Genomic DNA, 12,445 nt, shown 5'->3' with positions numbered 1-12,445 from the left:
CCTTTCGGTCAATCACTACTAAGTCCCAAGTCAAGCTCCGGATCCAGCGCCCTCTTGTCATTTTTCAATTTGCCATTTCCATCTTCGTCATAGGGTTTACACTGCTAATTGCATCCCAGTTAAAATTCATGAAGAATTCAAATGCCGGTTTGGATTTAGAGAAAACCTTGGTACTTGCCGGTCCGAGCGTGGAAAGCGAAGGTGTAAACTTGCAAGAAAGAATGAATAGCTTTCAAAATTCAATTTCGTCAAATTCAAAAATCATTGGATTGACAAGCGCGAATTTTATTCCGGGAAAAATCATTCGGGGAAAAGCTGAAGGCTATGTAAGAAAATTAGGAAGCCCGGAAGACCAAGCTAATACCTATTCATTTACCCAAATTGACGAAAACTTCATTTCCCAGTTCAAAATAGAAGTTTTAGCCGGAAGGGAATTTGATGTGCAAAGAAATGAAAAGCGATCCATTATTATAAATGAAGAAGCCGCAAAATTGTTAGGTTTCAATTCCCCTGAAGAGGCAATAGGAGAGAAAATACATTACAGAGTAAACTCAACCCCAGAAATCATTGGGGTTGTAAAAAACTTCCATCAATTTTCACTTCAAGAAGCCTATCAACCTATCATTTTTGAACTTAGAGATCAACCGGATTTATTTGTCTTTATCAAATACAAAGAAGCTTCCGAGGATATTTTATTGAGTGAAATGAAAGATTATTGGAATGCATCTTTTCCAGAAAATCCTTTCAGTTACTACTTTCTTGATGATTTTTATGATCAACAATATCAGCGAGATGAGAATTTTTTCCAGGTATTTCAGATCTTTTCAAGCTTGGCTATTTTAGTTGCATCTTTAGGTTTTTTCGGATTAACCTACTTCTTAGCTTCCTCTAAAATCAAAGAAATTGGCGTGAGAAAAACCTTGGGAGCAGGATTTATGGACATCACTAAAATTCTCGGAAAAGGCACCTTTGGTTCACTTCTTTTTGCAGGAATTTTCAGTATTCCATTAATCTATTTTCTTGGAAACAAATGGCTTGAGAACTATGCATTTCAAACCAAAATTTCGTTTTGGATCCTCTCCTCTCCTATATTCCTATTTTCAATTCTGTCTATTTCACTGATCCTAATCCAATCCTTCAGAAGTTATTTAATCAATCCTATTTCTTCTTTGCAAGAAGGTAGCAACGATACGCTTCAAAGGTGATTATTTGAAAACAAAAGAGATTTAAAGATCTATGAACCATTCATTTCAAATCCCGATTTTATTCCTCATTCTCTTTTGTAAAACTTTTAATTCCAATGCCCAAGAAGAGAATAGAACGAAAGAATTGATCGAAATAATGTCGAAAAATTCGATTCCCGGTCTTTCTATTACTTCTATTGAAAATGGGGAGATTTCTGAATCATTAGCTTTAGGAGTTAAATCTCAGGAAACAGGTGAAGTCCTGGGAGATGAAACTGTTTTTTCTGCGGCGTCACTTAGCAAGCCGGTTTTCGCTTATTTGGTAATGCAAATGGTGGAGGAAGAAGTTCTAGACCTGAACCAGCCTTTGGTTACATATTTCGATTATCCCGATGTAAATGCTGACAAGCGGCATTTAAAAGTTACTGCCAAAATGATTCTTAGCCATACCAGTGGATTGCCTAACTGGCGAAAAAAGAAGCTGAAATTTATTTACGATCCGGGCGATAGATATAGCTATTCCGGGGAAGGTTTTGTTTGGCTTCAAAAAGTAATCGAACATCTGAAAGGGGAATCCTTAGAAGAACTGGCTCAGAGATACATCTTTACTCCTCTGAAAATGAGTAGAAGCAGCTATATTTTTCTGGAAGGGTTTGAAGATGATTTCTCTGTCTCGTATAAATCAAACGGTGATTTAAATCCAAAAGCAAAAATCCAAAAACCAAACGCCGCTGCGTCTCTTCAGACAACTTCAACAGACTATGCTAAATTTCTTGTTGAATTACTTAAAAATAAAAATGGAAACACGGGTTATCTTGACCAAATGTCAATGACAGTAGCGCCTGTCGAGAAAAATCAAGAAACTGACTATCCTGTTTTTTGGGGCTTGGGTGTTGGGATTCAAAAAACCCCGGATGGAAATCAGATTTTCCAATGGGGCGATAATTATACATTCAAAGGTTTCTTCACCCTTAATATCAAGACTGGAAATGGGGTAGTATACTTCAGCAATAGCGAAAATGGTTTGGCTCCCCTGAAAGAAATTGTTTCTATTTATTTGAAAGATCCTCAACCAGCAGCAGATTGGCTTAACTACTAATTTTAATTCCAGAACTATGGATATGACTTTTGATTTTTTGCCACTGACGGTTTTATTATCTTAATGGAAATCTTTTTGTCCATGAAGAATTTAAAACTAACCTTCCTAGCTATTCTGATTCTAATTTTTTCTTGTAGTCCTAAAGAGAAAACTACCTCAGAAATTATTGACCCAAAATTAGAATACCATTCCTATACCCCAAAGGAAGGTGATATTCAGATTTCTAGAAAAGAGTATGCAGAGAAACTCTATGGATTTTGGCTAGGACAGTGTATTGCAAATTGGACGGGACTGGTAACTGAAATGGATAAGATTGGAGGCGAAGGGAAAGATGGAAAAGGAGCGGGTTTCTATACTAGAGCGAATTGGGGAGGTCCTGATGAACCCGCTATTTGGGAAGAAATCGGAACAGATATGGGAAGGAATATTGACTTCGTTTTTGAGCCAGAAGGAGGCGTTTGGGGAGCAGATGATGATACAGATATTGAATATATCTATCAATCGCTCATGTATGAGAATCAAACCACTTCACTTACTCCTGAACAAATCCGAGACGGTTGGCTCAAACATATTTACTCAGATGAAAACACCCCTTTTCTTGGAAAAGACGGAGTTTCTAAAGAAAATTACCTTTGGGTTTCCAATCAAACTGCGCACGATTTAATGCGGGGAGGAATGCTTCCTCCAGCTACTGGTGATCCAGAAAACAACAAGGATTACGAAATGATCGATGCACAATTGACTACAGAGATTTTTGGTCTATTTGCTCCAACACGACCTGAAATCGCTTTGGAAATTGCCGAACTTCCCATACAGACTACGGCAAGATTTAATGCGCAATGGGCAGCAGAATTTTATGTGATCATGTATTCTTTGGCATCCTTATCTGATTCTAACTTTTCGGTAAAAGATCAACTTTTTTGGATAGCGAATGAGGCTAGAAAAAGGCTTCCGGAAGGTTCTCCGGTAGCGAGCATGTATGATTTTGTAAAGGAAAGTTATGATGCAGGATTAGCCTGGGAGACTACAAGAGATAGCCTTCACATAAAATATCAAGTGAATCAAGACTCAGGATACGATTGGTATACCAAAGATCCTGTTTGCAATGGCTGCTTTGCTTCGGGGATTAATTTTGGAGCTGGTTTAGTTAGCTTATTTTATGGCGAGGGTGATATTAAAGAAACCATTAAAATCGGAGCATTGGCAGGATGGGATTCTGATAATCCTACCGCAACTTGGGGAGGATTATTAGGATTTATGCTTGGAAAAGAAGGGGTAGAAAAAGCTTTTGGGAGAAAATTCGCAAGCAAATTCAACATTCACAGAACGAGAGGAGGATTTCCAAATGATGGTATTGACAATTTTAAAAACATGGCTCAAACCGGGGTTTTTATTGTGGACAGAATGGTTCAGGAAAAATTAGGTGGAGGTGTGAATTTAGAAGAAGATGTATGGTATATCCCAAAACCAACTCAATCAATACCAGAAGCTAAATTAGAATTTAACTAAATCCCAAAACGATGAAATTTCGCACACTTATCGCTGCTCTTTTATTCGGAGTTTTTTTCATTTCAAACTCCGTATTCTCACAGGATATGAATTCATTTCTAGTAAAACAATTGGAATATGCCCATTCCAATGAAAATTGGTTTGCTCCAGTAAATGTGGCTACCGAAGGTCTCAATGCCGAACAAGCAAATTGGCATGATGGATCGGAAAATCATTCAGTTGCTCAATTGGTTTCTCATTTGGTGTTTTGGAATGATAGGCTTTTAAAAGCAATTCAAGGTAAAACAGTTCCGAATTTCAATGAAGATAATAAAGTCACCTTCAGCGAAATCTCCGAGGAAGAATGGAGCGATATGGTAAAGAAATTGGATCAAATCCTAACAGAAATAGAAACTGAGACTAAAAAACTGGAAGGAGAGTCACTGGTGGGCTGGAGCGAAACTTTGGTAAATATTGCAGCTCACAATGCCTATCATACTGGGCAGATAGTTTATCTCAGAAAGCAAAAGGGTTGGTGGAGATAGATTCCACATTGATTTTAAGAAAAAATAAATCTTTACGAATTTTCTTAGACCTACGATGGTTGATAAAACAGATAAATTTTATTCATCATTTTTCCCATCCCATCTAAAAATAAAACCTCATGGATTTAAAATTAGCAGACAAAAAAGTATTTATCAGTGGTTCAACAGCCGGTATCGGTTATGCGATCGCAGAAAGATTTCTAAAAGAAGGAGCCGAAGTCATTTTAAATGGGAGGACTATTGAGGGTGTTACAAAAGCTGTTGAAAACCTAAAGTCTTCTACCGGTAACTCTAAGGTAAGTGGTGTTGCTGCGGATTTTTCAAAAGTTGAAGAGATCAACAAATTGATTGAAGAAATTTCAGAAGTAGATATTCTAATCAATAATACCGGGATTTTCGAACCAAAAGCTTTTTTGGAAATTCCTGATGAAGATTGGTTCAGGTTCTTTGAAATCAATGTCATGAGCGGTGTTCGCTTGTCAAGACATTTCTTACCTAAAATGCTCACTAAAAACTGGGGGAGAATTATATTCATTTCAAGTGAATCAGGAGTATTTATCCCAGATGAAATGGTTCATTATGGTATGACAAAGACAGCCCAAATCGCTGTGAGCAGAGGATTGGCCGAACTTACAAAAGGCACCGATGTGACAGTAAATACGATTTTACCCGGACCAACCAAATCAAGAGGTGTCGGTGCTTTCATAGAGGATTTGGCTAAATCAAATAATTCATCTACAAAAGAAGTTGAATCTGATTTTTTTAAAAATATGCGCCCAACCTCGCTAATCCAAAGATTTGCAACTGTGGAAGAAGTTGCCGACACGGTGGTTTATTTCTCCAGCCCCCTTGCTTCAGCTACGAACGGAGCCGCGATTAGAGCGGAAGGTGGATTAGTGAAGTCTATATTATAGGTTAAACTCAGTATAAGATATCTTAAAAAAATCACTGCAAACAACATAAAAATTATTTTCAATTGATTGTAAATCAATTCATTGCAAGCCTATTTACTTAAGAAAAAGTAACAAAACGGGAAATTTTCTCTACAGTTGATTATAGGCAGAAAATAAGAAAGGGCGGCAGAATTTATCATTCTGTCGCCCTTTAAGGTTTTAGGTTTTTAGATATTATTGGACATTAGTTCCAAACTGATCAAAGTTGAAGTCTTCAAAGATAGCTCCGACTTTATTGTTAATTGTATTAAGGCTTTTCAGATCATCTTTTTCAAGTGTACCTGAAGCAAATCCTTGCCAAATTTGACGTCCAGTTTCAGCATCAAGGAAATTAATAATTACAGTTCCTTCTTCAACTGGCACCATTTGAGTGGTCTCAGATCTAGGACCAAACCCTAAATAGTCTTGTCCATTATTTAAGACATATTTTCTCAATTCAGTATCATTTTCCAAAATGGAGAAGTCAACCAGCATTTCGGGGTTCAAAATGTCCTTTTCAAAGCCTGTAGCCTTCATTTGGAGTTCAATTGCATCTTTCACTTTCTTTCTATCTGACATATTGTTATACACCAGAATACCATCAGGTGCAACAATCATTTTCTCTTCAGGGATCATAGCTTCATCAAATACCCAATTATAAGTATGGTAATCTGATACTTCTGCAGATTCTTTTTCCTGAGTTACTACTTTCATTCCTGAAGGTGAACAACTCCATGCTGCAAAAGCTATGAGTGAAATCATTAATAATTTTATTTGGTTTTTCATGGTTTAATTATTTTAAGTTCAAAAATCATGTAAAACCATAAACAGAAGTTTCTCAAAAGGAGAAAACCTATGTTTAGTATTGTAAGTATTATACTAAATCAAAAAACGAATTAATGAACAATATCTATTACTGCTCATCTATTCTGCCTATGGCTGAATTCGCTATATATAGTGCCAATACGATGCCAAAGCAACATAGCATATGGTAAACTTAAGGATTTAGGCCGCTTCGGTCTCCTTTCATCGGTCTTCCAGCCAGATTGACAAAGAATTTATGGGGACTAGTATTATTGCGAATAATCATATTAAAAATATTTCTTTCATCCATTTATAAAAAGAAAAGCAATTCAGGATGGCTAACTTTAGTAAATCACTTATTTTTTGGTAAGTTTTAGAATAAGATGATTTCAAAGCCAATTAATAAACGTTTGATTACTTCCCTCTTCGTCATTTGTATGATGGGTATAACTCCTGTAATAGGACAAAATCTAATGATGGATGAATCCGAAAGTTTTTGGCTTTGGGATTTTTTTGGACGACTTCACCCAATGATTGTGCATTTCCCCATTGCACTTCTGATTTTTGGAGCAGTCCTAGAATTGCTTTCAGTTCGAAAATTCCAATCTAAATTTCGCCCGGGAATATCTCTGCTGGTTATTGCAGGAAGTTTAAGTGCGATACTATCGGCAATTTTCGGATATCAACTTGCTAATGCTGAAGGTACCACTGGAGCGACCTTAGATCTTCATCAACAAATCGGAATTGGAACTGCTATTTTAAGTTTTATTCTCCTTTTCCTTCTTTATAGAGTTGGTAAGAAACCTGCTGAAAATTCACGAATTATTGTATTCCGGTCAATACTCTTTTTCACGGCAATAGCCGTATCTGTGACAGGCCATTTTGGAGGATCCTTAACTCATGGGGAAGATTTCCTAACTGAAACTTTCCCTTGGAATCAAGATGAAAACTCCATTGAAAAAACACCTATTAACTTAGCAGTCTATCAAGCTGAATTAAACCCTGAAAGGGAGATGAAGTTGATCGGTGAGGTAAGAATGGTCTTTGCGCATAACTGTTATAAATGCCATAGCGGGGCAAAGATTGAAGGAGAATTAAGACTTGATGAAAAAGAATTTGCTTTTGCTGGAGGGGAAAATGGAGAAGTTATTATCCCCGGAAACCCTAGAGAAAGTGAATTAATTAGAAGGATAAATCTCAGAAAAGGACATAAAGAGGTAATGCCTTCCAAAGGCGAACTTTTAAGTGCTCAGGAAAAGGAATTATTAGCACTTTGGATAGAAAAGGGTGCGCCCTGGCCGGATGACGCTCCTCAACAAAGTATTTATCGAGTAGCTGAACTTGCTCCCAGAAGACCCATTTTACCTCGATCAAAAAGTGGCTTGGCAAACCCTATTGATATTTGGGTAGATGATTATTTTGCCAAAAACAGATTAGAATGGAGCGAGCCGGTGGATGACCGAACCTACCTAAGAAGGATATATTTAGATGTAATCGGATTAATCCCTTCACCAGAAGAATTAGAGGAATTTTATCAAGATCCCAGAGAAAACAAAAGAGAGATTTGGTTAAAAAGCTTGTTAGATAGAGATGGGGATTACGCGGTGCATTGGCTGACTTTCTGGAATGATGCCCTAAGAAATGATTACACTGGAACCGGCTATATCACAAATGGAAGATTTAATATTACCGATTGGTTGTACAAATCTTTGGAAGTAAATAAGCCTTACGATCAATTTGTAAAAGAGCTCCTCAACCCCACTGAAAAATCTAAAGGTTTTATTGAAGGAATTCGCTGGAGAGGTACTGTAAATGCAAGCCAGCGTACGGAAATGCAAGCTGCCCAAAATGTCGGTCAGGTTATTTTAGGTTTAAATCTGAAATGTGCTTCCTGTCATGATAGTTTTATCAGTGACTGGAAGTTGGAAGAGTCCTATGCGTTTGCTAACATCTTTGCCGACTCAACTCTGGAAATCAGTCGCTGCGAACAACCTATAGGCAAAATGGCAGATACAAGAATCCTTTGGGAGGAACTTGGAGATATTGATTCTGCTGCAAGTCGATCAGAAAAGCTAAAACAATTGGCAGAAAATCTTGTACAGCCATCCAATGGGAGAATGTATCGGACTATTGTAAACAGAATTTGGAAACAAATGATGGGAAGAGGTCTTGTGGAGCCAGTGGATGAAATGGATAATGAGCCATGGAGTCAAGATTTACTGGATTGGCTGGCAACCGAATTTGTAGATAATGGTTATGATCTTAAAAACTTGATATATCAAATTGGGACATCCAAAATATATCAAGCTGAATCAATCAGTTATAATTCTCCAGATTTGATTTTGGCTGATGATTATAGATTTTCAGGGGCTGTAAGAAAACGATTAACCGCTGAGCAATTTTCCGACGCTGTTAGTCAATTAGTTTACCCACTCTTTAAAAAAGAGGATTTAAAATATAATCCAGAAGAATTAAACCCAGAAAAAGGAGCCAAGTTGGATTATGCACGAGCTTCTTTGGTGGCAAATAATAGTTTCCTGACCGCTTTAGGAAGACCAAACCGTGAAATTGTTTCTACCAGCAGGGATTCTCAGGCAAGTTTGTTACAAGCCTTAGAGCTTACTAATGGGACAGTCTTAGACTCAGCTCTTCGGAGCGGAGCAAAAATATGGAAATCAAATTATGAGACTACTGAAAAATTAACTGAAGCACTCTATATGAAAGCTCTGAACCGAAAGCCATTAGATAAAGAACTTGCTGTAGCGAAAGCAACAATGGGCGAAGTGCCTGAAGAGGAGCAAATTCAGGATTTCATTTGGGCAGTTCTTTTACTTCCAGAATTTCAACTCATTTATTAATGTTATGAAAAAAGGATTTAACAGAAGAGAGTTTTTGAAAAGAACCAGCGGTGCAGCCATTGCAACCATGGCGGCAGGAGCTCCTTTTGCTAGTTTACTGAGTTCATGTGAAAGCAGTGGAATTAAATCTACCGCCGATTCTGTGATCTTACTTTTCATGGCAGGTGGTATGGCCCATACTGAAACCTTTGATCCAAAGAAATACACTCCTTTTCAAAAAGGGATGGAATCAAAAGAAGTGCTCAGTACATTCCCTGGTATTCCGACTTCTCTAGACGGAATCAATTTTTCGGAAGGGTTAGAATCCATTGCAAAAATTATGGATAAGGGTACTTTAATTAGATCATATGTTGCCGCGGATTTAGGTCATATTTTACATACAAGGCATCAATATCATTTCCATACCTGCTATGAACCTCCACAATCCGTGGTAGTTCCTCATTTAGGTTCCTGGATTTCTAAAGAAAAGGGTCCACTAAATCCGGTAATCCCTTCTTTTATCAATATAGGGCAACGATTTACAGTGGGTGAAGGTGAAGAGCTTAAAGCTTTCCACAGTGCTGGATTTCTGGGAAGTGAACATGGTCCATTTTTGATTCCAGACCCCACCTCTGGCTTGGAGAGCGTAAGACCTCCTGTTGGAATGTCCAGTATGCGTTTTGAATCAAGAAATAAACTTTATGAGGATTTGATATCAGCAGGTCCGATGGGTGAATTTGGCAGCGATTATCAAAAAGAATCCCTCAAACGATCGATGGAGCAGGCGTATATTCTCCTGAATTCACCCGAGGCCAAAGCCTTTGATTTAAGCTTAGAACCTGAAAAAAGTTACGATAAATACAATACTAGCAAATTTGGACTTGGTTGCCTTCTTGCAAAAAGGCTAGTAGACCAAGGTGCCCGATATATCACCGTAACTACAGAATACGAACCTTTTTTTGGTTGGGATACCCATGACAATGGTCATACCCGGCTAAAGGATATGAAAAAAATGATTGATTCGCCAATAGCCCAATTGATTTCTGATTTGGATGAAAGTGGAAGATTGGATAGAACCTTGGTAATCGTGGCAAGTGAGTTTAGCAGAGATATGCTAACAGAAGGACGTCCGGGATTAAAAGTGAAAGATCAGGTAAATGTCCCTGATATAATCGAAGACATGAAAAACTATGGGATGCATAGGCATTTCACAGACGGTTGCTCCATGTTACTTTTTGGCGGAGGAATAAAAAGAGGTCATGTCTTTGGCAAGACAGCTGATGAAAGACCTTGCAAAACCATAGAAAATCCAATAAAGATTGACAGTATTCACCAGACTATTTATCATGCTTTGGGGATTGCACCTGATACCAATTACGAAATTGAGCGAAGACCATTTTATACTACACCTGATGGACATGGGAAAGTTGAATACGGGCTATTAAATGAAAATCTGAAAGCATAGGCTTGATTCAACCTCAAATTTTAAGCTAAATCATGAAAAAATTTCAAGATAAAGAAGTCCGATGGGGAGTACTTGGAGTAGGAAATGTCTGTGAAGTGAAGTCTGCCCCTGCGATGAAAATCATCCCAAATAGTAAACTAGTGGCTGTAATGAGAAGGGATGAGGCGAAAGTCATTGATTACGCGAAACGACATGGAGTTTCCAAGTGGTATACAGATGCTCTGAAATTAATCGATGATCCAGAGGTAAATGCCATTTACATCGCCACTCCACCAAATGCCCATTTGGAATTAACAAAACTTGCAGCAAAGGCCGGCAAACCAGTTTATGTAGAAAAACCAATGGCCAGGAATTTTGAAGAGTGCAAGGAAATGATTCAAACTTGTAGGGAAATGGGCGTTCCTCTTTATGTAGCCTATTATCGAAGAGCGCTTCCTCATTTTGTAAAAATCAAGGAGTTAATTGATCAAGGAATTTTAGGAGAAATTCGATCAGTTCACATTAATTTAAAACAACCCTTAAAACCTACTATTGTCGCCAATGTGGAAGAAAACTGGAGAATAAATCCAGAAATTGCCGGGGGAGGTTATTTTTTCGATTTAGCTTCACATCAATTAGATCTCTTGGATTTCTTTTTTGGGAAAATCACTCATGCAATTGGAATATCTTCCAATCAGGGCAAAGCTTATGAAGCTGAAGATATTGTAATGGGAAGTTTTGCATTTGAAAGTGGAGTCTTGGGGACAGGAAATTGGTGTTTTTCCAGTTCCGAAAATTCAGAGATCGATGAAGTAGTTATTTATGGAAGTAAAGGAGTAGTACGTTTTGAAACTTTCGGAAAGGGTGAATTTTCTATGGAACTCGATGGGAAAAATATAGAAACATTCCGATTCGACCTTCCTATACATATTCAGGAGCCATTGATAAAATCCATTGTGGGGGATTTATTGGGGATTGATACCTGTCCAAGCAAAGGTGATTCTGGAGCTCGTACCAACTGGGTGATGGATGAATTGACAAAAAAAAGAATAGATAAAGTTTAAACTTTCAGAACCTCTCCATTCTCTTTTAAATCAAAATCAAGAATCATTTTCTCTGTATCAAGAATCAATTGCCGAATATAAAACCCATTTAGCTTTTCATCTTGAATTAACTGATCCAAGTCGATATCAATTTGTTTGGTCTCTTTATTCCAGATTATCCCTGATTTTTCGAAACTCAAGAATTTATCTACCAAGAAATTAACTATAGAACCCATTTTATAAATGAAGGAAAGCTTTCTAGGCTTGACATCATTTAAGAACAAAGAGATGCTCATGCCGGATTTTTTTAATTTCAATCGATTATCTCCAAGAAATTCAATCTTGACAGATTTGGAAGAATACTTTTCAATTATTCTCTCTAATTCTTCGGAAGTAAAAACTAAAAGCATAAACTTCTTTTTACTTTTAATTAAAATCAAGAATTAAACCAATTCGAAAAAAACCAGTCAAACAAGACAAATAGTCTTAAGCAATTTTTAAGAATTATAAAGCCGAAATTATTTAATATTGAATTGTTAATCTAAAAAACCAGCCTCATGATTAAGAAAGTCTCCATCGTAATTGTAGTTATTCTTGTTGCCATTCAATTTATTCCCTACGAAAAAAATGTAAGTGACGACAATACATATCATATTTCAAAATCATATAACATCCCCGATAATGTCAATATGATTTTAAAAAATGCCTGCAATGACTGCCATACCAATCTAACCAGGTATCCTTGGTATAGCAGTGTTGAACCAGTTGGTTTGTTTTTAAATAATCACGTGACTGATGGAAAGGGTCATTTAAACTTTTCTGAATTTACAAATCGCCCACTGGCTTATCAAAATCATAAATTGGAAGAAACGATAGAAATGGTAGAAGAAAAGGAAATGCCTCTCCCTTCTTATACCTATCTTGGTTTGCATGCTGAAGCCAAAATGACTGATGAGGAAAGAGAAATATTGATAAGTTGGGCAAAAGATCAAATGGCCATGTTAAAGGCTACCTATCCGGCAGATAGTTTGGTAATGAGACGAAGAACTCCTCCCCCAACAGAATAAGA

Annotated in this window: 11 protein-coding genes; 9 read left to right on the top strand and 2 right to left on the bottom strand. The window is 37.2% G+C overall.

All coding sequences use genetic code 11. The annotated features are described in order from the left end of the window. The 5 genes from Q0L68_RS09765 to Q0L68_RS09745 all read left to right on the top strand — a co-directional run. Window positions 1-1,205: FtsX-like permease family protein (locus tag Q0L68_RS09765; protein ID WP_366938383.1), on the top strand; the 1,205-nt coding region annotated here is incomplete at its 5' end. Window positions 1,206-1,236: 31 nt separating this feature from the next. Then, entirely contained in the window at window positions 1,237-2,283 is a 1,047-nt protein-coding gene (locus Q0L68_RS09760; protein WP_296702313.1) for a serine hydrolase, read from the top strand. Between the two features lie 81 nt (window positions 2,284-2,364). Continuing rightward, window positions 2,365-3,792, top strand: a complete 1,428-nt coding sequence (locus Q0L68_RS09755) for an ADP-ribosylglycohydrolase family protein (RefSeq protein WP_296702309.1) — start codon at window positions 2,365-2,367, stop codon at window positions 3,790-3,792. Between the two features lie 11 nt (window positions 3,793-3,803). Then, entirely contained in the window at window positions 3,804-4,316 is a 513-nt protein-coding gene (locus tag Q0L68_RS09750) for a DinB family protein (protein WP_296702307.1), read from the top strand. Window positions 4,317-4,435: 119 nt separating this feature from the next. Then, window positions 4,436-5,230 (top strand): SDR family oxidoreductase, encoded by a 795-nt coding sequence (locus Q0L68_RS09745; RefSeq protein WP_296702305.1) that lies wholly within the window; start codon window positions 4,436-4,438, stop codon window positions 5,228-5,230. A 213-nt stretch (window positions 5,231-5,443) separates the two neighbouring features. Here the strand turns inward: Q0L68_RS09745 and Q0L68_RS09740 are convergent, their stop codons facing one another. Next, complete coding sequence (locus Q0L68_RS09740) at window positions 5,444-6,010, bottom strand: DUF4136 domain-containing protein (protein ID WP_296702303.1); 567 nt, start codon at window positions 6,008-6,010, stop codon at window positions 5,444-5,446. Between the two features lie 515 nt (window positions 6,011-6,525). Here Q0L68_RS09740 and Q0L68_RS09735 point away from each other — a divergent pair. From Q0L68_RS09735 to Q0L68_RS09725, 3 genes are read left to right on the top strand one after another with little or no spacing between them, the layout of a single operon-like run. After that, the gene (locus tag Q0L68_RS09735) at window positions 6,526-8,910 is read left to right on the top strand and encodes a DUF1549 domain-containing protein (protein WP_296702315.1); all 2,385 of its coding nucleotides are present in this window, start codon (window positions 6,526-6,528) and stop codon (window positions 8,908-8,910) included. Window positions 8,911-8,914: 4 nt separating this feature from the next. Beyond that, complete coding sequence (locus Q0L68_RS09730) at window positions 8,915-10,354, top strand: DUF1501 domain-containing protein (protein ID WP_296702300.1); 1,440 nt, start codon at window positions 8,915-8,917, stop codon at window positions 10,352-10,354. A 32-nt stretch (window positions 10,355-10,386) separates the two neighbouring features. Next, entirely contained in the window at window positions 10,387-11,397 is a 1,011-nt protein-coding gene (locus tag Q0L68_RS09725) for a Gfo/Idh/MocA family oxidoreductase (RefSeq protein WP_296702298.1), read from the top strand. Here Q0L68_RS09725 and Q0L68_RS09720 read toward each other — a convergent pair. Beyond that, window positions 11,394-11,786: a hypothetical protein gene (locus Q0L68_RS09720; RefSeq protein ID WP_296702293.1), complete on the bottom strand. Its 393-nt coding sequence runs from the start codon at window positions 11,784-11,786 to the stop codon at window positions 11,394-11,396. The genes Q0L68_RS09725 and Q0L68_RS09720 overlap by 4 nt on opposite strands. Before the next feature lie 147 nt (window positions 11,787-11,933). Between Q0L68_RS09720 and Q0L68_RS09715 the strand changes: the two genes are divergently transcribed. Continuing rightward, window positions 11,934-12,443, top strand: coding sequence for a heme-binding domain-containing protein (locus Q0L68_RS09715; protein ID WP_296702290.1), 510 nt, complete (start codon window positions 11,934-11,936; stop codon window positions 12,441-12,443). The last annotated feature ends 2 nt before the right edge of the window (window positions 12,444-12,445 follow it).

Source organism: Algoriphagus sp. (assembly GCF_024642405.1).
Taxonomy (GTDB): Bacteria; Bacteroidota; Bacteroidia; order Cytophagales; family Cyclobacteriaceae; genus Algoriphagus.
Note: the sequence above shows the minus strand (reverse complement) of the source record. Positions and strands in the feature narration are given on the sequence as shown.